This is a genomic window from Vibrio lamellibrachiae, assembly GCF_050337265.1.
Classification (GTDB): Bacteria; Pseudomonadota; Gammaproteobacteria; order Enterobacterales; family Vibrionaceae; genus Vibrio; species Vibrio kyushuensis.
Genome location: NZ_JAKJSU010000022.1, coordinates 1 through 23,633 on the forward strand (window position 1 = coordinate 1; position 23,633 = coordinate 23,633).

Here is a 23,633-nt window from a genome sequence, read left to right on the forward strand (position 1 = left end):
TAATCCCCACCTAGGCGTATCCAATAGCGCAAGGCCCGAAGGTCCCCTGCTTTGCTCCAAAGAGAATATGCGGTATTAGCCATCGTTTCCAATGGTTATCCCCCTCTACTGGGCAACTTCCTAGGCATTACTCACCCGTCCGCCGCTCGACGCCGAAGTAGCAAGCTACTTCTCGTTTCCGCTCGACTTGCATGTGTTAGGCCTGCCGCCAGCGTTCAATCTGAGCCATGATCAAACTCTTCAATTTAAGATTTTATCGGCTCAATGAATACTGACTTCAAAACTAATCTTCATGTAAACATGAAGATGTAACTTTAAAGCTATTACCATTCCAACAGAATGGTAATGAATTGACTGTGCCAAATAACCGAAGTTATTCGTATTGGTCACTCAGTTCATTGAAGCCCAAGTGTTTCCGAAGAAACTGTTTTACCGCTCTTTATAAAAAGAGAAGAAAACATTTTGGATTTTCATCAACGAGTGCCCACACAGATTGATAGGTTTAAATTGTTAAAGAGCAACCTTCTTTTGTGATTTGCATCACTTGGAAGAGGCGGCCATTCTAGCGAGATAATCTTAAGTGTCAAACACTTTTTTAAATTTTCTCATTTTGCTTTCGCTGCCTTGTTGACCCTGCTTGGTAACCCGTAGGCCCTTGCTGTGTCAACGAGGAGGCATTATAGAGATCGAACTCACATTGGCAAGAGTTATTTGTGAAAAAATGCAATAAACGGCATCACACGATGATTTTTCATTCAAACGCTTATTTATCTACATTTACACAGATCCAATCTACACCTTATCCCCAGACTTATGCACAATTCTATTTTCTGCCTATCTTACTGGCATAAAAAAAGCTGCTTTCGCAGCTTTAATTACACATTCAAAACTAAATTCCGGAGCCATACTGTTCGCTATCATCTTCATGAAGGCCACATTCTCTTTTTAGGCCGAAGAATCGGGTTTCTTCTTCATTCATCCCTGGTTCCCACTTCTTGGTTGTATGTGTATCTCCAACCGACAAGTAGCCCTCTTCTCTTAATGGGTGATACGCTAAACCGTGCTCTTCTATATAGTAGTGCACATCTTTGTTGGTCCAATCGATTACCGGAAGAAATTTGAAGACACCATTTTGCAAAGAGAGAATTGGTAGATTAGCTCGGCTACTTGATTGCTCCCTTCTTAAACCAGAGAACCAAGTTCCAACATCAAGCTCATCTAAAGCTCTACGCATTGGTTCTACTTTATTTAACTTATTGTACTTTTCAATTCCCTCTATACCTTGTTCCCACAATTTACCATAACGAGCTTCTTGCCAGTTTGGGCTTTCAATCGAGCGGTATACCTTTAAGTTCAGCGTCAGTTGCTTGCTTAACTGATCGATAAAGCGATACGTTTCATTAAATAGATAGCCTGTATCTGTCAGTATTACCGGAACATCTGGTTCGGCTTGAGTCACTAAGTGAAGCATCACAGCTGCTTGAATACCAAAACTCGATGAAACAGCATGTGCACCTTCTAAGTTTTCTAGTGCCCATCTTACTCGTTGCTGCGCAGTTAGCTGTTCTAGCTCTGCATTAATTTCAGCAAGACGGAGGATTTGCTCCGTCTTAGTTAATGAGAGTAGTTCTGCTAACTTCAATTTTGAAGCGACAGAATTAAGCATAAAGATCCCTCTTTGATACGACGACTTCGTCGATAATTCCTGCACGTATAGTGAAGTCACCAAATCCTTCATTAAGTTCGCGCTCTTTAGCCCACCTTCCAACAAGTTGGTCGATCTCTTCTAAGATCTGCTTATCGGTTATGTTCTCTTTATACATCTTAGGAACACGAGTACCCGCTTTATTGCCACCAAGATGAAGGTTATATCGATTAGGTGCTTTACCTACTAACCCTATTTCCGCCAACATCGCTCTACCACAACCATTCGGACAACCTGTTACTCTAAGTATGATGCTGTCTTCTTTGCCTAGTTGATGTTTTTCTAAAATAGTTTCAACGTCAGTAACAAATTGCGGTAAGAAACGTTCGGCTTCAGCCATTGCCAATGGACACGTTGGAAAGGCTACGCACGCCATTGAATTTTTACGTTGCTCACTAACCGAATCATCCATTAGGCCGTGTTCACGTGCTATTTTTTCTATCTTAGCTTTTTCTTTAGCCGGGACACCTGCAACAATTAGGTTTTGGTTAGCTGTCATGCGGAAATCACCTTTATGGATTTTCGCTATTTCAGCTACACCTGTTTTGAGTGGTTTATCCGGAAAATCAAGTAGACGGCCATTTTCAATAAACAGCGCTAAGTGATGCTTGCCATCAATACCTTCAACCCAACCAATACGATCACCACGCTCGGTAAATTCAAAAGGTCGACTATCTCCAAAGGTAACACCTGCGCGTTTTTCTACTTCGCCTTTGAATACATCAATTCCTACACGGTCAAGGGTGTACTTGGTCTTCGCGTTTTTACGATTAGAACGGTTACCCCAGTCACGTTGTGTCGTCACTACCGCAGCAGCCACTTCTAATGTTTTCTCTAATGGTACGAAACCAAAATCATCCGCTTTACGTGCATAAGTAGAAGTATCGCCGTGAGTCATCGCTAAACCGCCACCCACCAACACATTAAAGCCAACAAGCTTTCCATTATCAGCAATCGCAATGAAGTTAAGGTCATTAGCATGAACATCGACATCATTTTGTGGAGGAATCACAACCGTTGTTTTAAATTTACGTGGTAAATAGTTACTGCCTAGAATTGGCTCTTCTGTTGTCTCTACCTTTTCACCGTCTAACCAAATCTCAGCGTAGGCTCGAGTTTTAGGTAACAGGTGTTCACTTATTTTTTTTGCCCACTCATACGCTTCTTGATGAAGTTCTGATTCAACAGGGTTTGTTGTACAAAGTACGTTTCTGTTCACGTCACCAGCGGTAGCAATCGAGTCGATGCCAATGCTATTTAACGTTTGGTGCATCAGTTTTATATTCGGCTTTAATACACCATGAAACTGGAAGGTTTGACGAGTTGTTAATCGCAAACTTCCGTAACTGGTATTCTCAGTAGCAAATTTATCAATCGCTAGCCACTGTTTAGGCGTAATTATCCCACCTGGCATACGCGCACGTAACATCACGTTATGCAGCGGCTCTAATTTTTGCTTTGCACGCTCTGCACGGATATCACGATCATCTTGTTGATACATGCCGTGAAAACGGATCAGCTGGAAGTTATCAGCGGTAAAGCCACCAGTAATGCGATCTTGTAAGTCTTGCTCAATAGAACCACGTAAAAAGTTACTTTCTCGTTTCAAACGTTCATTGTCAGCTAATGGACCAAGCACTTGACCCAATACTTCTTGTTCTTGCTTGCTCATTAGTACACATCCCTTTGGTAACGTTTCTCTTTACGTAGTTTATTAATGAATTCCTCGGCGTCATCACGTGACATTTGACCTTGCTGCTCAGCAACCTCAATCAACGCTTCATGAACATCCTTTGCCATTCGGGTCGCATCACCACAAACATAAAGATAGGCGCCATCCTGTATCCATTGCCAAATCTGTTCTGCTTGCTCTAGAACTCGGTGTTGAACATACACTTTCTCATGTTGATCTCGACTAAACGCGACATCCAGTTGAGAGAGAACTCCGGATTTTAGATACTTCTGCCATTCGACTTGATATAAGAAGTCTTGAGTAAAGGTTCGGTCGCCAAAGAAGAGCCAGTTTTTACCTTCTGCTTCTCGGTTGTCTCGCTCTTGAATAAAGCTGCGGAAAGGCGCGATACCTGTTCCAGGGCCAATCATAATAACAGGAACACTATCATCTTGAGGTAGCTTGAAGTTGTTATTGTTCTCAATGAAGACTTTAACCTCACCACCTTCTTCTAAGCGTTGTGCTAAGAAGCTTGATGCCCCACCAAGTCGTGACTCTTCACCTTTTTGATATTCGACTAGACCTACTGTTAGATGAACTTCTTCATCTACTTCACTTTGACTAGATGCAATTGAGTACAGACGAGGAGTCAAACGACGTAAAAGGCCCGTTAAGTCGTCTGCAGTCAGCTTGGTTTTCTTCTCGGCCAATACATCAACAATTTGAGTATTCGCCGCATAGTGACGAAGCTTATCTTTATCTTCCACCAGCTTCTGCAGTTTTTTGCTGCCCGATAGCTCAGCAAACTTAGTGACAAACTGAGGGTTAGAAGTGGTAATTTCAAACTTGCTTACTAATGCGCTATGAATAGAGAGGCTTTCACTATCCACTTCAATGCTTTCAACACCTGACAAGCTCACTTTTGAAAGGATCTCATTCGCTAAGTCAGAGCTATTTTCATACCAGACACCTAATGCATCACCCGCTTGGTAAGTAATACCCGAATCTTCAAGGTCGATTTCAATATGACAAACATCTTTACCTGAATCACGACCCGTAATTTTTTGGCTCGTTAATAAGCTGGCCGTGTATGGGTTCTGTTTGGTGTACTGAGAGTGAGAAGAAGCTTGTCCTACAGGTAACTGAACCACTTCAGCTTCAGTGCCAGAAGAAAGATCTTCTTGAATGATGTCTAACGCTTTAACACGCCAATCTTTCGCTTCACTCTCGTAATCAACATCCAGATCAATACGATCAATAAATGCAGTCGCACCTTGTTTAGATAGGTAAGCATCAAAATCTTTACCGGTTTGGCAAAAGAACTCGTAACTAGAATCGCCAAGGCCAATCACTGCGTATTTTAGGTTTGGTAATTTAGGTGCTTTCTTCGATTGCAAAAGCTCGTGTAATTCAATCGCATTATCAGGAGCTTCGCCTTCACCATTGGTTGAAGCAACAATAATGACATGCGTCTCTTTCGCTAGGTTCTTACCTTTATAATCACTAGCATCAAATAGCTGAGACTCAACACCTAGTTGCTTTGCTTCATGCTCTAAGGCTTCGGCAACACCTTTTGCGTTACCCGTTTGAGAAGCGTATATAATAGCGAGCTTTCCGGCAGGCTTTGCTGCAACGACAGCGGCTGCTTGTTCAATTGGTGCTGAAGCAGCATTACTCTGGGTTTGGCTTAGGCCCCAAAAATAACCACTCACCCAAGCAAGTTGATTGGCTGATAATTCTGAAACTGTTTGTTGAAGTTGTCCAATTTGCTGCTGATTAATCGGAGCTGTAAATGCAGCCTGATCATTTGCCGAAGTGTTTCCAGTTAACACTTCCTTTTGAGAGGACTCTTTCTTATTTAAAGACATGGTCACGACATCCCTATTCATTGCGTGTCGATAGATTAACCACTCTTGCTAATAACAAGAAAGAATAGATAAGTATGTTTTATAACTTTTTGGAAGATAAGAATGGAAAACGTTTTATTTGGGTTCAATCCTGACTTGAGAAAAACCGACAGCCATTGCTGACTTTGAAGCAAGATCTAAATCCATATAATGACACTCGCCACCATGAGAGTCGGTAAGTAAGACAAAGCCACCACGAGCATGGCGAAACTCCACAACCCAACTGCCCTCTTGAACAGAAGGCTCTATAATCGCCTCAACTAACTTATCTTCACGGTACAAACTTCTTAGTTCAGTAATCGTCATATCATCACGCACCAGTAGTTAACGAATGGCTATGGCCACTTAATAATAATGGTAGGTTTTGCTAAAACTGCTAAAAAATTGCTTTGTTATATAACTATTAGATATAAAAAACGCCACTTAATGAAGTGGCGTTATTATAAATGAGTTCGAGACTTAACTAGTACTGAAACTCAGCACCTAAGAACCAACCATTAACGAAGATAAATGAATGAACTCCAGACACATCAACTGCAAAGTCTTCAGATTCAATATCAATCACTCGGTAGCCACCTTTAAATGCAAATTCCCCTGCTGAAATCGCTACGCGGTACTGCATCCCGGCAATAAAGTCCGTTGTTTTTAATCCTTTGCTATCACCAAAGTCCACTTGACCAATAATGTCGAAGTTAGTGTTTTCAATATTGATAAGTGCTTTACCAAACCAATTGAAAGTTAACTCATCAAATGTAGCCGTGTTTTCGCTGCCAATAGGAGCGATGTATTTCGAGTTTGAAAACTGACTTAGTGCTATACCAAAATCAAAGTCCATTAGGTCATGGTCAAAAATGGTGTAATAGAAGGTGTAATCGTACTTATCAAACGCCATGTAGTCAGCATCGATCGTTGTATAACGAAAACCTACATTCGGTAAATATGGTAATTCATGCTCAAAAGCGACACTGAAAGAAGGAAGCTTTGCATCATCAGTATTTACTTCATTTACTTTGGTGCTTCCCCACCACATATCAGCGCCCAGGGTAAAGCGGTAAGGTGACTGCGCATAAGCTGCTGATGAGCTAACCAACATTAATAATGCTAACCCAAATCCCCGAATATTCATCCTATAAGATCCCTAATTAAATAACTGTATTGATTTTGATCGATAATAATCGGGATGATAACACATTACATTTTTGATTTTTTGTTAAATGAAAGGATTAACGGGGGCTATAAACGTAGTTTTTGAAAAACCATACACCGACAGCTATAACAATAAGCCAAGGGATCAACTTAAATACAACCCCAACCATACCAAGCACAGTTAGAACTAGAAATGAAAGTACTGTAGCTGCGAATACAGTCATCATAGTAATGCCAGTGACTAGCAATGTTGCAATAAAGACCAGCACAAAAATCAGTTCAAACATAATCAATCTCCCATTGAGTTTTAATCTTAACCTCATGGAACACTGCAGATATCAAGCCAACTTTAAAATAAACATAAAATCAAAGAGTTAAAATCCAAAAAGGTGAGAATCAATAATGACAGATCACCTTGCGTACAAATATTGGTAAATTTCACCATGTTACGTGGTGATAATTACACGCTTCATTATCTCGGCACTTTATCCAACGCAGCTTCTAACACTTCAATTCCTGAACCGACTTTATGTGCGTTCTCACTAATGTATCTTCTCCACTGACGTCCACCCGGCATTCCTTGAAATAACCCCAGCATATGGCGTGATATATGGCCTAATTTAGCGCCACTTGCTAGCTGTTTTTCGATGTATGGGTACATCATTTCGACAATGTCATGACGTTCAATTATAGGCTTATCGTGGCCAAAAATTCGTTGATCAACTTCTGCTAACAAATAAGGGTTTTGATACGCTTCACGACCAACCATCACACCATCAAGGTGTTGAAGATGCAGTAGTGTCTCTTCCAGCGTTTTTACACCGCCATTAACAGCAATGATCAAATGGGAGAAGTCTTTCTTAAGTTGGTACGCTCTATCGTAATCTAGCGGTGGGATCTCTCGGTTTTCTTTCGGACTTAAACCACTAAGCCATGCTTTACGAGCATGAATCGTAAATTGTTCACACTCCGCTTTCTCAGAAACGGTGGTGATAAAGTCAGTTAAGAACTCATATGAGTCGTGATCATCAATGCCAATTCGAGTTTTTACCGTAATAGGCATATCGGCCACGTCTTTCATTGCCGAAACACAATCTGCCACCAACTGAGGCTCTGCCATTAAACACGCACCAAAGCGCCCATTCTGAACACGGTCAGAAGGGCAACCTACGTTCAGGTTAATTTCATCATACCCTCGTTCTTGAGCAAGCTTGGCGCAAGTTGCAAGGTCTATAGGGTTTGAGCCACCTAGCTGTAGTGCTAATGGGTGCTCTTCTTCGTTATACGTAAGAAAGTCTCCCTTTCCATGAATGATTGCACCGGTTGTAATCATCTCAGTGTAAAGAAGTGTCTCTTTCGTCATCAGTCTATGGAAATAACGACAGTGGCGATCTGTCCAATCGAGCATGGGAGCAATAGAAAATCGGGAATGGTATAAATGTGGGTTTCCCCCTTTCATTTCAACAGCATTAGTTATTTTTTGAGTCGCATTTTTTTGCATCTTTTTGCCCTATTTAGCCCGAAATTCGACCTTTTTTGCGCTTGGTGACCCGTGATTGAGCCACCAAACCCATCGAAATAAACATTAAGCAGCTAAAATAGCCTCCTTAACGCCGGTACCCCGATTTAAATCATGTTTTGTTTAAAGAGCGGCGATTCTACATCAAGTTTCTCGCTCACCCAAGCATGAGGAGTTTCGTATGGCCAGTTACCATATTGAAAAATAGACAACAGCATCAAAACAAGGCAATGGCTGTAGCATTCGTGAACATCGTAACGATGTGAGTGTTATTGATAAAAGTAAGTTCATTAATACTGAAAAATTATCAGAGACTTGGGGAAAAGAGAAGTATCTATAGTAGAAGGGCTTGTAGTCGGCGGATATTCCCCAACAGTTGAAACTATTGGCGATTTACTAAAGATGGCACCTACCGATTCTACTCTCAGTACAAAGCGAACTAAGCACTCTAACCTAAAGCAATTACTTAAGTACCCGATCAGTTTAGTTTCTCTCAAAGAATTTAATGAGAACTACGTAATTGCTCATTGTAACCACCGAATAGAAGCAGGTGAGGTTCAAGCTCAAACCGTCTCGGTTGATATATCCAACTTAAGTTCGATATTTAAGAAACTAAAGCAGAGTGAAGAATGGCTATCAATGACCACGTATTTAAACAAGCCCATCCGACATTGGTCTACATGGGCTTAGTAAAAAAGAGCATTCGACGCAGCCGTCGACCAACTCAAGGAGAAATCAAGCAGCTTCACCACGCTCTTTCTGAATTAGAGYAATCACCGAAGGTTCTATTCCCTACTCCACCATATTTGAGTTCTCTATTTTAACCTGTATGCGTATTGGTTAAATTTGTTCTATTCGCTGGGAAGATGTGAATTAAATACAGAAAGCGGCACGAGAGCGAGATAGAAAAGACCCTCATAAAAAGGAAGGGAATAACCAATGGGTTCCTTTATTTGAGGATGTCTGGGAGATTTTACAGAGACAACCCAGAGGTGGCGAACTTATCTTTCCTTATAACTCTCGCAGTATCACAGCTGGATTTCGTAGTACCCGAAAAGAGCTAGATATAAAGGATTTACGCTATCATGAGTGAAGGCTCGAGGTGTTTATTTAAAGCAGGATTTACCATTAAAGAAGTTGCGCAAGTTACTAGGAACCGTTCACTGAATATCTTATGACTGGTCCATACCAAGCTATACCCCAACTTCTTAAAGGGTAAAAAGTACGCTCAGTGCTTTGATCGTTCATTTCAAACCAGAATTATTTGTTGCATATAAAGGGCGAAGTACTCATAGAACAAAATCAATACATTGAGTAGTCATTGCTAATCTACTAAATATATTCTGTACGGGTTGTGTTCACTAGGCTCAAGGAGCGAGTATGAAATTAGCAAAAACTACTAGCCTTGTACTGTTAGCGACCTTTGCTAGCGTCTGTTCTACTGCAGGCGATCTCGCTAAGTGGGATAAAGAGACTGAAGTGTAGCGCTCAAAACTACTAAAAGTGCGGGAAGTTGGAATCACTTTAAGGATAGAAGCGTTCCAAAAGAAGCCCTTAATTGTGGTGTCTGAAAGGGCTACTCAATTAAAGAAATAGCCCAAGTAATAGGTCATATAAATTTAAATACTTTAAGGCAAGTTTACAATCTATTATTCCCACATAAATCACATAAGCGATAAACTTAAAACGAACTTTTCAAACCATAGGGCTATTGCTTATTGATTATTGCTTTTATCTTTTTATCTAAACCTAACTCGACAATCTGATAACATAACCACCCTGAAATACAACTACCTATCAACATAGCAGACATATAGATAAATGGCATATCAGAGAGACCAAGAGCTTTTATTACAACTGTGACAAAAGATAAAACAAATGGATGAAGAAGGTACAAAGAATACGAAGCCATCCCTAACTCATAAATAATTTTATTCTTTGGTATTACTGATTCAAGTGATACAAAGCCCAAAAACAACATCATCATTGGAAGTCCAGCATGCAAGGAACTACCCAGAGGTGAATCTACCGGTCCATGATTGTTAAAAAAGATCAATAACAGCAACGCGAATAAAATCAACAAAACAGCAACTTTTTTATTTATTATTTTTCTTTTTATTACCTCGTAACACAAGATACCCATAACAAACTCAAGCAACAATGAAGATGTTACAAACTCAAAATAAGGATTAGTTGTAACAACCAATAATCCTACTACACTCAAAAACACAATAGAAAAAGAGGTTAATATCTTTTGTAACTTTCCAAGAAATAGAAAAGAAGAAAAGATAAGGTAAAAAAAGAACTCATAACTTAGAGTCCAACCATTACTTATTAAAAATCTATCACCATTAGGAATTAAAGAATAAGAACCCCAAACAGATGTTACACCACCAGATGAATTAACTAGTGATGGTTTAACTAAAAATATAACGAGCGCAACAGTAGTCAACAACCAATACAGAGGTAATATTCTTACAAATCTAGCCTTCATGAAAGTTGAAAAGTTTAACGTTTTCCTTTCAACAGTTAAACACATAATAAAGCCAGAAATGATAAAAAACAGATCTACACCATATGTTCCAATATTAAACCAATCAATTATATTGTCGCTATGAGTTTCTAACTTAAACGCTGTATGCGTTAATAAAACTAATATTGCGGCAAAAGCTCGCAAATACTGAACCGAAATATACACAAAACCACTCCGACATGAACAAAGCCACAATCATACCATATGCATTATCGTCCTTACTATAGTGGTAGTATGAGAGCGGTGTCATTCAAAACACATACGATCTTTCGACTGGCTACTATAATAATGAACTCAATAAGTAAAATGGAAAACAAACCTGTGCTTTCATGTTACTTGTCAAAACAATAAACAGTAAAAACCAAGCACCTTCAACAGAATTTGATGAAAAGTCTCTAAATAAGGATTTTTCCAATTCTGTGAGATGTTTCTCGAGGGTTTCCTGCCCTCCTAGCAATATTGGCGCAGCAATACCAATAGAAGTCAGAATTGCAGTTAATAGCTCAGGGTTGTTCGCTGCCATGACTCCCCCTTACTCATTCACTGATTGTCATTCAATTCTAACTAGCTCATATCGCTGGTCGATATAGGCCGCTAGATCTTCGATTTTGATGAAGGAGGAACTGCGCTCTAAATCTCGTAACTTGAAGGTCGGAAGAGGAAAATTACATACCTTGCCTTTTGGCCCGGCGGTTTTAGGTGTGATACTTAAAAACTCTTGGCAAACCTCTTAAGGCTCAACCTTAGGGCTTTAAAACGTCTAGTAATGCAAAATTTGTGTTCATACTTTACCTATTCCACTATCATCTCTAGGCAACAAAATGAGACTCAAAATCACCTCAATCGTCTCAATCGTCTCAAAAGCGATTCGACGACATTTATTTGAGAAGGTATTGCAACACTTTCATTAACTAAAGGTGACCCATGAAAAATATTGACAAACAAACTTCAGGACTAAATCCGCCATAACATACAGAAAAATCACCTCACATCAAACAATATAGGCGTTTTTCCATATATAATAATAGCTTGGCATACACAGGGAGACCCAGATAATTTTCCTGAAGGCAGAAAAAATCGCAAAAGAAAGAAACGATTTTAGGACACCTAAGGGTTGCGTCACTTAACGTTTCTATGATGTTGAAGTTAGCTGCCAAGCGTGGAGGAGAAGGGAGGATCATGGCCCCAACACTAAAATTATGAACTTGTCATAGTACACAAGATAAATGATTTTTCTGAGGATAGCGTTTACCTCTTTCAGTTTGGTAGGCAATTAATGGTAAAGAGGCTGAAATTCATACCAAAAATCATAAAAATAATTAGTGACAATCCAACCTATGAGAACAAGAAGTTACTCAAGGCCTATTTTAAGAATGAAGACTTTGAAATTCTTAGTGAAGTGGTTTTGTCAGGGCAGCGAATATAGTCCACCTTAGAATTTAAGGTGGTACTCCTATAGTACAAGCTTTCTTATATAGCTTAAAAGTCCGTCCAATCGAGCATGGGAGCAATCGAAAACCGGGAATGGTAGAAATGTGGGTTTTTCCCTTTCATTTCAACAGTATCAGTTGTTTTTGGAGTCGCATCTTTTTGCCCTATTTAACCCGAAATTCAATCTTGTTACGTTCATTGGCCTATAAATGGCCCACTTAATGACTTTCCTAAATCCTAGATAATTAAATAACTAGGCTCTAAAAACGTCATCAAATAAAGAGCGACGGATTCTACATCAAGTCCAAGCTTCTCCCAAGTACCTATCACAGCGTTATCTTTTTCCATCAGTATGATTTTTTATAACCACACCTCATGACATGTAAAGTTCAAGCTATCGTTCATTTCGTATTTACGGTAACTTATAGCCTATAATTAAAGAGTTATGGTTTTAGTCTAATCTGAGTCGAGATAAATAGTCTGATGGTAAAACGATATTTGAGTGGAATTGGTATATTATTAATTATGTCCAATGGTTATGGTGAATAAGTTGGACCAAAATCTCGTACAGCAAATTGAAGATATATGTGGAACCCGTGGAGTGAGGCTAACCCCTCAACGTAAAAAAGTCTTTGAGCTGATTTGCGCTAGTAAAAAAGCATCTTCCGCTTATGATCTGTTAGAGGATCTTAAGGCAACGGAACCTCAAGCTAAACCTCCTACGGTATATCGAGCGTTAGACTTCCTTATTGCACAAGGTTTCATACATAAGGTTGAATCGACAAACAGTTTCATTTCGTGTTGCTCATGTAATGCAGATAAACATCATTCGCATTTATTGATTTGTGACAGTTGCAGTAACGTTATTGAGTTACAAGATGATAACCTTGTAGACTTGTTAGCCAAGAACGCAGAGAAACATGGCTTTGAGATTACGAATCACGTTATTGAATCTCATGGTATTTGCCAGTCATGCTCCTCAAATGTAGAAAATACAATATAGAAGAAGGTTATGCGCGCTGAATTTGTAAACCCGTTTTTAGCATCACTAATGAATGTTCTAAAAACGATGGCTTCACTAGAGTTGAAGCCACAAAAACCTCGAGTTAAGAAAGATGAGATCGCCCGAGGTGATGTCTCTGGTTTAATCGGGATGGTAGGAGATAAAAGCCGCGGCTCTATGTCTATCACTTTTGATGAAGACCTCGCTCTTGAGATCATGCAAAATATGTTGGGCGAGCGACCTAACGGTGTCAATGAAGAAGTTACTGATATGGTTGGTGAAATTACCAACATGGTAACGGGCGGCGCTAAACGCATCCTAGCTGAAAGTGGCTTTGACTTTGATATGGCGACCCCGATTGTTGTCGCAGGGAAAGGACATACTATTCGTCATAAGTGTGAAGGAGCGATCATTATCATGCCTTTCACTTCTCAATGGGGTAACGCATTCATTGAGATTTGCTTCGAATAGGTCATGTTTTCTACGAAGGTTGTGAATAACAATCACTCGAAGAATCAAAAAAGGTTGGCTCAATGCCAACCTTTTTATTATACGCTCTTCAAGTTACGCACTACTGCTGGTGCGCATAGCTTATTCAACTACGCTTTGAATGCTTTAAACGCATTAATCAAACCGTTAGTTGAGCTATCATGAGAACTTACTTCTGAGCCATCTGCTAGCTCAGGTAGGATTTGGTTAGCAAGTTGCTTACCTAATTCCACACCCCATTGATCAAAGCTAAAGATATTCAAAATTACGCCTTGAGCGAAGATCTTATGCTCATACATCGCGATCATGTTACCAAGAGTGCGCGGTGTAATTTGCTTAACCAAGATCGAGTTTGTCGGGCGGTTACCTTCAAATACTTTGAAAGGAGCCAACTCCGCTGCTTCTTGCTCTGATTTACCCGCTGCCGCAAATTCAGCTTTTACTGTCTCTTCAGATTTACCAAATGCCAACGCTTCTGTTTGAGCAAAGAAGTTCGACATTAACTTCTGATGATGATCACTTGCTGGGTTATGACTGATTGCTGGTGCAATAAAGTCACAAGGAATCAATTTCGTACCTTGGTGAATCAATTGATAGAAAGCGTGTTGACCATTTGTTCCAGGTTCACCCCAGATAATAGGACCTGTTTGGTATGTAACAGGTTCGCCATTACGGTCAACTGACTTACCGTTTGATTCCATGTTGCCTTGCTGGAAGTAAGCAGCAAAGCGGTGCATGTATTGATCGTATGGTAAAATAGATTCAGATTCAGCGCCGTGGAAGTTGTTGTACCATAGGCCGATAAGCGCAAGAATTACTGGAATGTTGCTCTCTAGTTCTGTCGTTGCAAAATGGTTATCCATCTCATGAGCACCATCTAGAAGCTCAATGAAGTTGTCAAAGCCAACCGCTAATGAAATAGATAGACCGATTGCTGACCAAAGTGAGTAACGACCACCAACCCAATCCCAGAACTCAAACATGTTGTCTGTATCAATACCAAAATCCGCCACTGAAGCTGCGTTGGTAGATAATGCAGCAAAGTGCTTCGCTACATGCTCTTGATCGCCAGCACTTTCAAGGAACCAATCACGGGCACTGTGTGCATTCGTCATTGTTTCTTGAGTCGTGAACGTTTTAGAAGCGATTAGGAATAGCGTTGTTTCTGGATCGACTTTCTTCAACGTTTCAACGATGTGCGTGCCATCAACGTTAGAAACAAAGTGCATATTCAAGTGCGTTTTGTATGGCGCTAACGCTTCACTAACCATGTATGGACCAAGGTCTGAACCGCCAATACCGATATTAACAACATCAGTGATCGCTTTACCTGTGTAACCTTTCCATTCACCAGAAACGATACGGTGAGTGAACAGCTCCATTTTAGCTAATACAGCATTGACTGCAGGCATTACATCTTTGCCATCAACCATAACTGGCTTATCACTGCGATTACGCAGGGCGGTATGTAGAACCGCGCGATCTTCCGTTTTATTGATCACTTCGCCACTAAACATTGCGTCGATTGCAGACTGAAGCTCAGTCTCTTTAGCAAGAGAAAATAGGTGTGATAGCGTCTCTTCATTGATTAAGTTCTTTGAATAATCAATCAGAATGTCTGAGCCGAATTGCGTTGAGAAGTTATCAAAACGCTGTGAGTCTTGAGCAAATAGAGATTTAAGATCCATATCTTGCGCAGTTTCAAAGTGCTCAGTAAGAGCCTTCCACGCTTGAGTTTGTGTTGGGTTGATATTTTTCAACATGGTGTCAATTCCGATGATACAGTAGGCTTCATTCTCGCAGCTCTATCCCTAATTGGTCGTAGAACAGCAGAATCCCCGGTTAGCAATATAGTAAAAAATTGTTCAGTAAATAGCTTGAAAACGTTGTAATTAATTTTCATATGACAATTATGACTCAGCTCGCTGTCACCAACGTTGAACTGTGTCACGTTAACAACTTTCGTAACAAGAAACCTTGTTTACATAAGGGTTCAAGCTGATAACAATCGTTCAACAATCATTTTTCAAGATTAGGGATAGACTATGTGGTTTCAGAAAAACATTCAACTATCAGCCAGAAAACGAGGCTTTCATCTCATTACTGATGAAATTGAACAACAAATTCCTGAATTAACGTCATTATCTGTTGGCATTGTGCATCTATTTCTTCAACACACCTCCGCTAGTCTAACCATCAATGAAAATGCAGACTCTACGGTTCGAGCTGATATGGAAGCGCACTTCAATCGTTATATACCCGAAGGGGCGAGTTACTACATACATACTTACGAAGGTGACGATGATATGCCTGCCCATATAAAGTCATCAACAATCGGTCATAGCCTTTCGATACCAATTAGCCAAGGTTCTTTGGCGTTAGGGATGTGGCAAGGTATCTATCTAGGTGAGCATCGTGACCATGCCAGTGGGCGACAGATCATCGCCACTATTCAAGGGGAGCAAGGTAACTAGGAGAGACAGATCCGCTCTACCTAAAGTAGTGAGTGAAACTAGTGACTAAAATGGCTGATTGATCATCACACGAAACAGGCTCTCTTCAGCCCCTTTTGCCACTTCTGCACGTACAACAATGCCTTCAACTTGTAAGCGAATAGCGCCTCCGACACTCCACTGCATATCAGTATGCAGTGTTTTTAGGTCATACTCCTCAGCCACTCGCCCTGCATCAATGAACGCAACCCATTGCCACCAAGGTAAATCGTAGTAGTTGATGACCGGAATACTGCCCAACGGTTGCCACTCTGGCAACATTCTATATTCAGCAGAATAGTGGATAGCGGAGCGACCATGGTAGCGCCCTCCCGTGTAACTACGAAGACGATATAGCCCACCCAAGCTAATCTGCTCATGTTCTGGTGGTCTTACGCAAGTTTGCGAATCATTACAACGATTCCAGCTTGGTGTATCTGCCGTATAAAAATCAAAAGCGATCACCTGTTGTTCAAATATACTTCCTAGAGAGCCCAAAGAAAAATACTGGCTGTTTTGAAATTCAATCTGGTTCCAAATTTGCTCATCTGTCCAATTTTCTGAGCCCATAGTGAATGTCAAATCTGTATGAGAGCCCTTTGTGGGGTTTCTTGTACTGTCGCGGTTATCCCAATCTAAGGTTAAGCGAATTGCTTTAGCTACTTCATTTTCACTAATGCTGTCACTGAACTCTCGAGTGGTATAGAAAGGTGTGAGAGAGATTGACGTAACACCTGACTCCATAGGGCTCGCAAATGAAACATCACGTTGAGGTTTGAACATCCCCATGTAGCCCTCATCTTTTACCACTCCCCAAGGTAAAAGAAATTTAAATTCAAACTCGTAGTTCTCTTCAAAACCATCGACTATGGTTTTGTCATGAAGTGAAGACCCATTATTACCTTGATCACCGAGATAGTAAGGCGCTTGATTGAGCTTTGCTTGATATAGCTGGGTGCTAAATAACAGGCTATCGTTCAATGCATAGTTATAGGCGGATAAAAAGCCTATATAGCTGTCTTTATCGGAATAGAGCCCCATGCCAAACAGAGCAGCCTGAGGTTGCCACACACCTTTCGCAACGCCAGCAACGCCAACACTAAGGCCAAGGGTTTCTGTACTAAATAAGAATGGAACGAATGCAGAGTCTTTCTCTTTTGCTACGACGTTACTTGCTATTAATATGTAAAAAAGAACAAAGAATTGAACAATCAAGCGCAACATAGAGCCTACTTTTTATATTCCATAGCAACACGAGAAGTGAGCTTGGTGACCAATTCATACGCGATAGTACCGATATGAGTCGCCACCTCTTCAGACGCTAATTCATTGCCCCATAATATGGCAACGTCACCAACGCTGTCGGTTGCATCTGATCCAAGATCCACGGTTAACATATCCATGGATACTCGCCCAGCGATTGGAACTTTACGGCCGTTAACCCAAACAGGGGTCCCGTTAGGTGCCATGCGCGGGTAACCATCGCCATAACCAATCGCGATTACCCCTATTTTAGTATCTTTCTCACAAAGCCATGCACTTCCGTAACCGACACTTTCTCCGGCTTTAACTTCGCGTACTGCAATAAGTGGTGACTTTAACGTCATGACTGGCTTAAAGCCCAATTGTTCAGCGGTTTGATCTGCAAATGGAGAAACACCATACATAATAATACCGGGTCTCACCCATTCTAATTGGCTCGGCTTCCATGCAAGTATCCCCGCAGAGGCTGCTAACGAGCGTTCACCATCACAGTCTTGAGTTAACGAAAGAAAAAGATCAATCTGCTGTTGTGTATCAGGAAGAGAGAGTTCGTCTGCACAGCCAAAATGACTCATATAACGTAGCGGCTTAGCGACATTAGGGCATGCCTTCAAACGAGCTTCGAATTCGGTGTAATGCTCTGGACGAATACCAAGGCGATGCATACCACTGTCGATTTTTAACCAAACGACAACGGGAGTATCAAGGCTTGCCTGCTCTAGCGCTTGAAGCTGCTCTTCACAATGAACAGCAGTTTGAATATTGTTGGTAACTAATATTGGAAGATCACCGGATGAGTAAAAACCTTCAAGCAGTAAAATCGGCTTTACGACTCCGCAAGCTCTTAGCTGCAGAGCTTCTTCAATTCTAGCGACACCAAATGCATCAGCATCACTCGCTGCATTGGCAACATGGCGAAGACCATGACCATAGCCATTGGCCTTAACGACTGCCATTACCTTACTGCTTGGCGCTTTAGCCTTAACCAAGCTTAGGTTATGCTCTAACGCGGCCAAATCAATACTGGCTGTGGCAGCCTTCATGTAGCTCACACGATTACTCATCGTCAAAGGCTGGTCCCGCATAATTATCAAAACGAGAGAATTGCCCTTGGAACGTCAAACGCACAGAGCCGATAGGGCCATTACGCTGCTTACCAAGAATAATTTCAGCAATACCCTTTAATGAACTCTCAGGGTTATAAACCTCATCACGGTAAATGAACATGATTAAATCCGCATCTTGCTCAATTGCTCCCGATTCACGAAGATCCGAGTTAATCGGTCTCTTATCAGCACGTTGCTCTAGGGAACGGTTTAGCTGAGAGAGGGCCACAACAGGCACGTTTAACTCTTTTGCCAATGCTTTTAGTGAGCGCGAAATTTCTGAAATTTCTAAGGTACGGTTGTCTTGCATACCCGGAACACGCATTAACTGTAGATAATCGACCATGATCATGCTTAACCCGCCGGAATCTCGCGCAATTCGACGTGCACGAGAACGCAATTCTGTTGGTGTTAAACCGGAGCTATCATCGATGTACATGTTCTTCTTCTGCATCAGAATCCCCATGGTAGAGGAAATTCGAGCCCAATCTTCGTCGTCTAATTGGCCAGTACGAATCTTCGTTTGATCGACGCGAGACAGTGACGCGAGCATACGCATCATCAGCTGTTCAGCCGGCATCTCTAGAGAGAAGATTAACACTGGTTTATCTTGGTCCATTGCTGCGTTTTCACACAGGTTCATCGCGAAGGTTGTTTTACCCATCGATGGACGCGCTGCAACAATGATCAAATCCGAACCTTGTAGTCCTGCGGTCTTTTTATTTAAATCATTAAAGCCGGTGCTAACACCCGTTACACCGTCTTGTGGCGTCTTATAAAGTGTCTCAATTCTCTCTAGCGTTTTCTCTAGGATGTTATCAACACTTTGCGGGCCTTCATTTTCTGTGGTTCGCTCTTCTGCGATAGCGAAAACTTTACTCTCGGCAAGGTCGAGTAGATCTTCTGAGCTTCGGCCTTGTGGATCATAACCCGCATCAGCGATTTCGTTGGCAACACCAATTAAGTTACGTACTAGCGCTCGCTCTGCAACAATATCGGCATACGCATTAATATTTGCCGCACTAGGAGTGTTCTTGGCCAAATCAGCTAAGTAAGCAAAACCACCGACGTCTTCAAGCTGCTCTCGTAACTCTAAAAACTCAGAGAGAGTGATCAAGTCCAACGGCTTACTGTCATCCAAGATGGATTTAGCAGCTTCAAAAATCAATCGATGTGGGCGGCTGTAGAAATCGTTAGCAAGAACTTTTTCGGCAACAGAATCCCAACGTTCATTGTCGAGAAGCAGACCACCAATAACGGATTGTTCTGCTTCTAATGAATGTGGAGGAACTTTGATCGCATCAACTTGTTTGTCTGAGTTGAATTTTTTTCTGTAATCCGTTTTTTGGTCTGCCATTTGATTGCTCAATTTCTCTTTTATTGCCGTCATTATAACGAGAATATCTCATTTGTAATTAAGTTAGAGGATGTTTGTATTTTACTTAGGTAGAATTGACCCTTCGTTGACGAAAGTGGGTACTCGTCAACATACTATTTGCCCCCCATTATATTCTCTAGAGGTTCTGAGTGCGTAATCTTTTGTTAGCGGGTTTTAGCCTGCTTACGACATCGTTGGCTTATGCAGAAGAAGCGTTACCAAGCCCTACAGAGATCGAAATCCCTTCCCCATGGAACACAGAAGTTGAATTTGGTTACCAAGCTCATAACGGGAACTCTGACTCTCAATCATTGAACTCTCGCATGAATGCAGAGTATGTCTCTGGCCGTCACCGTAGCAGTGGCGAATGGAAGTTCTACATGCTGTATAAAGATGGGGAAGAAGATAAGCGTCAATCCACCTATACCGCGCAAAGCGATTATAAGTTGAGCCCCAAAACTTACTTATATGGAAACTTTAAAGGTGTTGAATCGAGATACAGTGCTTATTTCAAGGATCACACACTATCAGGTGGTTTAGGTTATCAATTTACCAATACTGACGCGTTACTTATCGAACTCGAATTAGGTCCAGGTTTTCGTTATCAAGAGCCAAATTTAGATGAACTCAAAGACGATGACATCATTTTTCCCGAAACAGTTCAAGAAGGGATTTTTCGTGGGAATATCAATGTTGTATGGAGTGTCGTCAACGACTTAAAGCTATCAGCAGATATTACCGCAGTATCAGGTCCAAGTAATACTCGTTTAGACACCGACTTCAGTGCAACCAACAATATTACTGACGATATCGCACTCAAAGTCGCTTACGCTCGTCAGTACCACGATCAAGTACCTACTGGGCTCAGTAATGCCGACAGTATCTTCTCTGTGAACCTGCTTTTTATATTCTAACTAAAGCCAGATTAGCCTCGCCCCTTAATTATAAATCTTTAACTCATTCTCAGTTTATTCATCTCATATTTCAGACATAAAAAAACACCGGCCTGAGCCGGTGTTTCAAATCTTCTTAACGAAGAATTCGTCTAGATACTGAAATTACTCAGCAGCAACAACTTGTAGTTTCGCAGTAGCAAAAACTTCAGAGTGAAGTTGGATGCTAATGTCGAACTCACCAGTGTTACGTAGAGCGCCTTCAGGTAGGCGTACTTCGCTCTTAGCTACTGCAACACCTGCCGCTGTAATAGCGTCAGCGATGTCACGAGTACCGATAGAACCGAATAGTTTACCTTCATCACCAGCTTTAGAAGCGATTACAACAGCTTCTAGTGCAGTAACTTTATCAGCACGTGCTTGAGCAGCAGTTAGCTGTTCAGCAACTTTAGCTTCTAGTTCAGCGCGGCGAGTTTCAAACATTTCAACGTTAGCTTTAGTTGCCATAACTGCTTTACCCTGTGGGATAAGGAAGTTACGAGCGTAGCCAGATTTAACGTTTGCAGTATCGCCAAGTGCACCTAGGTTACCGATTTTATCAAGTAGAATAACTTGCATTATTTAATCCTCTTTCTTAATAAATCGACCGTTTACTGATGCTTATCAGTGTACGGTAGAAGAGCTAGGTAGCGTGAACGCTTGATAGCACGAGCTAGTTGACGCTGATACTTAGCACTTGTACCAGTGATACGGCTAGGTACGATTTTACCAGCTTCAGTAATGTAGTTTTTAAGAGTTGCTACGTCTTTGTAGTCAATCTCTTGTACGCCTTCTGCAGTAAAACGGCAGAATTTACGACGACGGAAGAAACGAGCCATGGGCTATCTCCTGATCTTAAATTTGAGTTATGTTGTCGGCATGCAATACTAATTTTCCCACACCATTTCGGCCGGTCTGATAAGCGACAAAGCCACTTACCTTAATATTACTACCTTGAACTAAGTTCTGAATTATTGCTTGTGACCTTTGCCCACTGACAACTACCGGCATACGACAATAAACTTGTCTCGGTAAATCAGCTTCTACCACCGTGGAACGATGCTCTAACCAAAAACGGCAATGAGCGATACCAGCAGGGCTTTGGCTTCGAATAGGTTCTTTGACGACAGAGCCGCTAAGTTCCATTCGATTGGTCATAAGTTAATTACTCAGCAGCTGCTTCTGGCTTAGCTTCTGGACGCTCTGTACGCTCTTCACGACGAGGAGCACGTTCAGCACGCTCTTCTTTTTGCTTAAGCATAATAGATTGTTCAGTCACAGCGCCTTTAGTGCGCATGATCATGTTACGTAGAACTGCATCGTTAAAACGGAAAGCAGTTTCTAGCTCGTCAATCACTTCTTGACCAGCTTCAACGTTCATAAGAACGTAGTGAGCTTTGTGAAGCTTGTTGATTGGGTAAGCCATCTGACGACGACCCCAGTCTTCTAGACGGTGGATAGTACCGCCAGCTTCAGTGATAGAACCAGTGTAACGCTCGATCATGCCAGCAACTTGCTCGCTTTGATCAGGGTGAACCATGAATACGATTTCATAATGACGCATTTGGTTGCTCCTTACGGATTATTAGCTTCCACGAGTGGCTCGGTCGTCCAGAGGAAGCAAGGAACTAAAGATAAATGACCGAGAATTAAGGACGGCAAATAGTACAGAAAGGAAGCAGAATAGGCAAGAGAAATGTGAAATTGATAACGGTTGAATAGTCGCGGAGAATTATAAAATCAGGAAATAATAGTATTTATAAAGTTAAGTCGTTCAAATTTCATATATTTGAACGACTTAACATCTCAGAAAAGTACGTTTAGTCATCTTCATCGACAAACTGTGCTTGAAGGTAATTTTCGATACCAGTCAATTCAATCAAACCGAGTTGTGTTTCTAGCCAATCAACGTGTTCTTCTTCGTCTTCTAAGATATCTTGGAAAAGATCACGTGACACATAGTCCCGAGTTTTCTCTGCGTAGGCTATCGCATCTTTCAAATCTGGAATTGCCGTCATTTCGACGTTTAAGTCACTTTCGAGCATTTCTTTGGCATCTTCACCGATATTAAGTTTTCCCAGATCCTGAAGGTTAGGAAGACCCTCTAAAAAAAGGATTCTTTCAACCAGATGATCCGCGTGTTTCATTTCATCGATCGATTCATCGTATTCTTTATCGGCGAGGTGTTTTAAGCCCCAGTCTTTGTACATACGTGCGTGAAGAAAATATTGATTAATGGCAACGAGTTCATTGCCCAGAACTTTGTTGAGATGTTGAATGATGATTGGATCGCCTTTCATGGCAGAGCCCTCCTCTGTGGTTCTATTAACTGTAGAACCGATCTGAAGAGAGTCAAAGTTTCAAAGCATATAAAGCGGCTTAGAAACGTTTTTAAACAGCTTGCTTAAATTGAACCGATAACGTTTCGTCGATAATTTCTTTAGTTGGACGAACACATTTACCACATTGACTACCAAGTGCTGTGCATTTTTTAATACCTCGAATATCAGAAACCCCTTCTTCGATCACTAACTTCTTAATTTTCTTATCAGAGATTCCATGACATAAGCAAACGTACATACAACAACCTAAAACAGTCAATACAAACTCAAATATAAATGAGAACAGTTTTTATTACCACTTTCAATAACAATTTATTTAGACAATTTTGTTATAAGGAAATTCGTTTTGGTAACAGGCATAAAAAAGGGAAGCCTAAGCTTCCCTTTTGATGCGATTATTGAAAATCTAACTAATTAATTAGTCAAAGATTTTAGCAACAACACCAGCACCTACTGTACGGCCACCTTCGCGGATTGCGAAACGTAGACCTTCATCCATTGCGATTGGAGCGATTAGCTCTACAGTCATTTGGATGTTGTCACCAGGCATTACCATTTCTACGCCTTCTGGAAGCGTGATATCGCCAGTTACGTCAGTTGTACGGAAGTAGAACTGTGGACGGTAACCTTTGAAGAATGGAGTGTGACGACCACCTTCGTCTTTAGACAGAACGTATACTTCTGACTCAAAACGAGTGTGTGGGTTGATTGAACC

Annotated in this window: 27 protein-coding genes and 1 rRNA gene; 6 read left to right on the top strand and 22 right to left on the bottom strand. The window is 41.1% G+C overall.

The window, feature by feature from the left end; genetic code table 11:
* From L4C54_RS23755 to dusA, 8 genes are all read right to left on the bottom strand, one after another.
* A 16S ribosomal RNA gene (locus L4C54_RS23755) occupies positions 1 to 247 on the bottom strand; the annotation flags it as partial.
* Between the two features lie 642 nt (positions 248 to 889).
* The gene (locus L4C54_RS23760; protein WP_428810059.1) at positions 890 to 1,666 is read right to left on the bottom strand and encodes a phosphoadenylyl-sulfate reductase; all 777 of its coding nucleotides are present in this window, start codon (positions 1,664 to 1,666) and stop codon (positions 890 to 892) included.
* Positions 1,659 to 3,377, bottom strand: a complete 1,719-nt coding sequence (gene cysI, locus L4C54_RS23765; protein WP_428810060.1) for an assimilatory sulfite reductase (NADPH) hemoprotein subunit — start codon at positions 3,375 to 3,377, stop codon at positions 1,659 to 1,661. The genes L4C54_RS23760 and cysI overlap by 8 nt, the downstream gene beginning before the upstream one ends.
* Positions 3,377 to 5,266 carry an assimilatory sulfite reductase (NADPH) flavoprotein subunit gene (locus L4C54_RS23770; RefSeq protein WP_428810061.1) on the bottom strand — a complete coding sequence of 630 codons (1,890 nt, stop codon included), beginning with the start codon at positions 5,264 to 5,266 and terminating at the stop codon, positions 3,377 to 3,379. The genes cysI and L4C54_RS23770 overlap by 1 nt, the downstream gene beginning before the upstream one ends.
* 93 nt (positions 5,267 to 5,359) lie before the next feature.
* Positions 5,360 to 5,590, bottom strand: coding sequence for a hypothetical protein (locus tag L4C54_RS23775; RefSeq protein ID WP_428804106.1), 231 nt, complete (start codon positions 5,588 to 5,590; stop codon positions 5,360 to 5,362).
* 157 nt (positions 5,591 to 5,747) lie between these two features.
* Positions 5,748 to 6,410, bottom strand: a complete 663-nt coding sequence (locus L4C54_RS23780) for a TIGR04219 family outer membrane beta-barrel protein (protein WP_428810062.1) — start codon at positions 6,408 to 6,410, stop codon at positions 5,748 to 5,750.
* Positions 6,411 to 6,507: 97 nt separating this feature from the next.
* The gene (pspG, locus tag L4C54_RS23785) at positions 6,508 to 6,717 is read right to left on the bottom strand and encodes an envelope stress response protein PspG (RefSeq protein ID WP_428804108.1); all 210 of its coding nucleotides are present in this window, start codon (positions 6,715 to 6,717) and stop codon (positions 6,508 to 6,510) included.
* Positions 6,718 to 6,902: 185 nt separating this feature from the next.
* Positions 6,903 to 7,889 carry a tRNA dihydrouridine(20/20a) synthase DusA gene (gene dusA / locus L4C54_RS23790; RefSeq protein ID WP_428810070.1) on the bottom strand — a complete coding sequence of 329 codons (987 nt, stop codon included), beginning with the start codon at positions 7,887 to 7,889 and terminating at the stop codon, positions 6,903 to 6,905.
* A 689-nt stretch (positions 7,890 to 8,578) separates the two neighbouring features.
* On the opposite strand from dusA, the gene L4C54_RS23795 reads away from it, so the two are divergent.
* Positions 8,579 to 8,773 carry a hypothetical protein gene (locus L4C54_RS23795; protein WP_428810063.1) on the top strand — a complete coding sequence of 65 codons (195 nt, stop codon included), beginning with the start codon at positions 8,579 to 8,581 and terminating at the stop codon, positions 8,771 to 8,773.
* Positions 8,774 to 9,657: 884 nt separating this feature from the next.
* Here the strand turns inward: L4C54_RS23795 and L4C54_RS23800 are convergent.
* From L4C54_RS23800 to L4C54_RS23810, 3 genes are all read right to left on the bottom strand, one after another.
* Positions 9,658 to 10,647: an acyltransferase family protein gene (locus L4C54_RS23800; protein WP_428810064.1), complete on the bottom strand. Its 990-nt coding sequence runs from the start codon at positions 10,645 to 10,647 to the stop codon at positions 9,658 to 9,660.
* Between the two features lie 115 nt (positions 10,648 to 10,762).
* A complete protein-coding gene (locus L4C54_RS23805; RefSeq protein WP_428810065.1) occupies positions 10,763 to 11,005 on the bottom strand; it encodes a hypothetical protein in 243 nt (80 codons plus the stop codon).
* Between the two features lie 27 nt (positions 11,006 to 11,032).
* Complete coding sequence (locus tag L4C54_RS23810; protein WP_428810071.1) at positions 11,033 to 11,188, bottom strand: pyocin activator PrtN family protein; 156 nt, start codon at positions 11,186 to 11,188, stop codon at positions 11,033 to 11,035.
* Positions 11,189 to 11,692: 504 nt separating this feature from the next.
* On the opposite strand from L4C54_RS23810, the gene L4C54_RS23815 reads away from it, so the two are divergent.
* The 3 genes from L4C54_RS23815 (at position 11,693) to L4C54_RS23825 (ending at position 13,387) form a co-directional block, all read left to right on the top strand.
* The gene (locus L4C54_RS23815; protein ID WP_428810072.1) at positions 11,693 to 11,908 is read left to right on the top strand and encodes a S24 family peptidase; all 216 of its coding nucleotides are present in this window, start codon (positions 11,693 to 11,695) and stop codon (positions 11,906 to 11,908) included.
* Positions 11,909 to 12,451: 543 nt separating this feature from the next.
* On the top strand, positions 12,452 to 12,916 hold the full coding sequence (zur, locus tag L4C54_RS23820; protein ID WP_428804109.1) for a zinc uptake transcriptional repressor Zur: 465 nt from the start codon (positions 12,452 to 12,454) through the stop codon (positions 12,914 to 12,916).
* Between the two features lie 9 nt (positions 12,917 to 12,925).
* On the top strand, positions 12,926 to 13,387 hold the full coding sequence (locus L4C54_RS23825) for a chemotaxis protein CheX (protein WP_428804110.1): 462 nt from the start codon (positions 12,926 to 12,928) through the stop codon (positions 13,385 to 13,387).
* Between the two features lie 128 nt (positions 13,388 to 13,515).
* Here the strand turns inward: L4C54_RS23825 and pgi are convergent, their stop codons facing one another.
* On the bottom strand, positions 13,516 to 15,168 hold the full coding sequence (gene pgi, locus L4C54_RS23830) for a glucose-6-phosphate isomerase (protein ID WP_428810066.1): 1,653 nt from the start codon (positions 15,166 to 15,168) through the stop codon (positions 13,516 to 13,518).
* 282 nt (positions 15,169 to 15,450) lie between these two features.
* Between pgi and L4C54_RS23835 the strand changes: the two genes are divergently transcribed.
* The gene (locus L4C54_RS23835; protein WP_428810067.1) at positions 15,451 to 15,879 is read left to right on the top strand and encodes a secondary thiamine-phosphate synthase enzyme YjbQ; all 429 of its coding nucleotides are present in this window, start codon (positions 15,451 to 15,453) and stop codon (positions 15,877 to 15,879) included.
* Positions 15,880 to 15,924: 45 nt separating this feature from the next.
* Here L4C54_RS23835 and L4C54_RS23840 read toward each other — a convergent pair whose 3' ends face one another.
* The 3 genes from L4C54_RS23840 to L4C54_RS23850 are packed head-to-tail and all read right to left on the bottom strand — an operon-like array spanning position 15,925 to position 19,623.
* A complete protein-coding gene (locus tag L4C54_RS23840) occupies positions 15,925 to 17,121 on the bottom strand; it encodes a BamA/TamA family outer membrane protein (protein WP_428810068.1) in 1,197 nt (398 codons plus the stop codon).
* A gap of 5 nt (positions 17,122 to 17,126) precedes the next feature.
* The gene (alr, locus tag L4C54_RS23845; protein ID WP_428804121.1) at positions 17,127 to 18,203 is read right to left on the bottom strand and encodes an alanine racemase; all 1,077 of its coding nucleotides are present in this window, start codon (positions 18,201 to 18,203) and stop codon (positions 17,127 to 17,129) included.
* Positions 18,204 to 18,216: 13 nt separating this feature from the next.
* Positions 18,217 to 19,623 (bottom strand): replicative DNA helicase, encoded by a 1,407-nt coding sequence (locus tag L4C54_RS23850; protein WP_428804114.1) that lies wholly within the window; start codon positions 19,621 to 19,623, stop codon positions 18,217 to 18,219.
* A gap of 170 nt (positions 19,624 to 19,793) precedes the next feature.
* On the opposite strand from L4C54_RS23850, the gene L4C54_RS23855 reads away from it, so the two are divergent.
* A complete protein-coding gene (locus L4C54_RS23855; protein WP_428804115.1) occupies positions 19,794 to 20,558 on the top strand; it encodes a DUF481 domain-containing protein in 765 nt (254 codons plus the stop codon).
* 144 nt (positions 20,559 to 20,702) lie between these two features.
* Here the strand turns inward: L4C54_RS23855 and rplI are convergent, their stop codons facing one another.
* The 7 genes from rplI to L4C54_RS23890 form a co-directional block, all read right to left on the bottom strand.
* Positions 20,703 to 21,155: a 50S ribosomal protein L9 gene (gene rplI, locus L4C54_RS23860; protein WP_428804116.1), complete on the bottom strand. Its 453-nt coding sequence runs from the start codon at positions 21,153 to 21,155 to the stop codon at positions 20,703 to 20,705.
* Positions 21,156 to 21,187: 32 nt separating this feature from the next.
* The gene (rpsR, locus tag L4C54_RS23865) at positions 21,188 to 21,415 is read right to left on the bottom strand and encodes a 30S ribosomal protein S18 (RefSeq protein WP_000090472.1); all 228 of its coding nucleotides are present in this window, start codon (positions 21,413 to 21,415) and stop codon (positions 21,188 to 21,190) included.
* A gap of 16 nt (positions 21,416 to 21,431) precedes the next feature.
* On the bottom strand, positions 21,432 to 21,734 hold the full coding sequence (priB, locus tag L4C54_RS23870) for a primosomal replication protein N (protein WP_428804117.1): 303 nt from the start codon (positions 21,732 to 21,734) through the stop codon (positions 21,432 to 21,434).
* 7 nt (positions 21,735 to 21,741) lie between these two features.
* Complete coding sequence (gene rpsF / locus L4C54_RS23875) at positions 21,742 to 22,140, bottom strand: 30S ribosomal protein S6 (protein ID WP_102403205.1); 399 nt, start codon at positions 22,138 to 22,140, stop codon at positions 21,742 to 21,744.
* Positions 22,141 to 22,396: 256 nt separating this feature from the next.
* Positions 22,397 to 22,876 (bottom strand): bacterioferritin, encoded by a 480-nt coding sequence (bfr, locus tag L4C54_RS23880; RefSeq protein WP_428810069.1) that lies wholly within the window; start codon positions 22,874 to 22,876, stop codon positions 22,397 to 22,399.
* A 91-nt stretch (positions 22,877 to 22,967) separates the two neighbouring features.
* Positions 22,968 to 23,156, bottom strand: coding sequence for a (2Fe-2S)-binding protein (locus L4C54_RS23885; protein ID WP_428804119.1), 189 nt, complete (start codon positions 23,154 to 23,156; stop codon positions 22,968 to 22,970).
* A gap of 180 nt (positions 23,157 to 23,336) precedes the next feature.
* A partial coding sequence (locus L4C54_RS23890; RefSeq protein ID WP_489686485.1) for an EF-Tu C-terminal domain-related protein occupies positions 23,337 to 23,633 on the bottom strand: 297 nt, incomplete at its 5' end.

Excerpts from the sequence above, each read along its gene's own strand:
- L4C54_RS23760 (WP_428810059.1), bottom strand. The coding sequence starts at position 1,666 with ATGCTTAATTCTGTCGCTTCAAAATTGAAGTTAGCAGAACTACTCTCA.
- cysI (WP_428810060.1), bottom strand. The coding sequence starts at position 3,377 with ATGAGCAAGCAAGAACAAGAAGTATTGGGTCAAGTGCTTGGTCCATTA.
- L4C54_RS23770 (WP_428810061.1), bottom strand. The coding sequence starts at position 5,266 with ATGAATAGGGATGTCGTGACCATGTCTTTAAATAAGAAAGAGTCCTCT.
- L4C54_RS23775 (WP_428804106.1), bottom strand. The coding sequence starts at position 5,590 with ATGACGATTACTGAACTAAGAAGTTTGTACCGTGAAGATAAGTTAGTT.
- L4C54_RS23780 (WP_428810062.1), bottom strand. The coding sequence starts at position 6,410 with ATGAATATTCGGGGATTTGGGTTAGCATTATTAATGTTGGTTAGCTCA.
- pspG (WP_428804108.1), bottom strand. The coding sequence starts at position 6,717 with ATGTTTGAACTGATTTTTGTGCTGGTCTTTATTGCAACATTGCTAGTC.
- dusA (WP_428810070.1), bottom strand. The coding sequence starts at position 7,889 with ATGAAAGGGGGAAACCCACATTTATACCATTCCCGATTTTCTATTGCT.
- L4C54_RS23805 (WP_428810065.1), bottom strand. The coding sequence starts at position 11,005 with ATGGCAGCGAACAACCCTGAGCTATTAACTGCAATTCTGACTTCTATT.
- zur (WP_428804109.1), top strand. The coding sequence starts at position 12,452 with ATGGTGAATAAGTTGGACCAAAATCTCGTACAGCAAATTGAAGATATA.
- L4C54_RS23825 (WP_428804110.1), top strand. The coding sequence starts at position 12,926 with ATGCGCGCTGAATTTGTAAACCCGTTTTTAGCATCACTAATGAATGTT.
- pgi (WP_428810066.1), bottom strand. The coding sequence starts at position 15,168 with ATGTTGAAAAATATCAACCCAACACAAACTCAAGCGTGGAAGGCTCTT.
- L4C54_RS23835 (WP_428810067.1), top strand. The coding sequence starts at position 15,451 with ATGTGGTTTCAGAAAAACATTCAACTATCAGCCAGAAAACGAGGCTTT.
- L4C54_RS23840 (WP_428810068.1), bottom strand. The coding sequence starts at position 17,121 with ATGTTGCGCTTGATTGTTCAATTCTTTGTTCTTTTTTACATATTAATA.
- alr (WP_428804121.1), bottom strand. The coding sequence starts at position 18,203 with ATGAAGGCTGCCACAGCCAGTATTGATTTGGCCGCGTTAGAGCATAAC.
- L4C54_RS23850 (WP_428804114.1), bottom strand. The coding sequence starts at position 19,623 with ATGGCAGACCAAAAAACGGATTACAGAAAAAAATTCAACTCAGACAAA.
- rplI (WP_428804116.1), bottom strand. The coding sequence starts at position 21,155 with ATGCAAGTTATTCTACTTGATAAAATCGGTAACCTAGGTGCACTTGGC.
- rpsR (WP_000090472.1), bottom strand. The coding sequence starts at position 21,415 with ATGGCTCGTTTCTTCCGTCGTCGTAAATTCTGCCGTTTTACTGCAGAA.
- priB (WP_428804117.1), bottom strand. The coding sequence starts at position 21,734 with ATGACCAATCGAATGGAACTTAGCGGCTCTGTCGTCAAAGAACCTATT.
- rpsF (WP_102403205.1), bottom strand. The coding sequence starts at position 22,140 with ATGCGTCATTATGAAATCGTATTCATGGTTCACCCTGATCAAAGCGAG.
- bfr (WP_428810069.1), bottom strand. The coding sequence starts at position 22,876 with ATGAAAGGCGATCCAATCATCATTCAACATCTCAACAAAGTTCTGGGC.
- L4C54_RS23885 (WP_428804119.1), bottom strand. The coding sequence starts at position 23,156 with ATGTACGTTTGCTTATGTCATGGAATCTCTGATAAGAAAATTAAGAAG.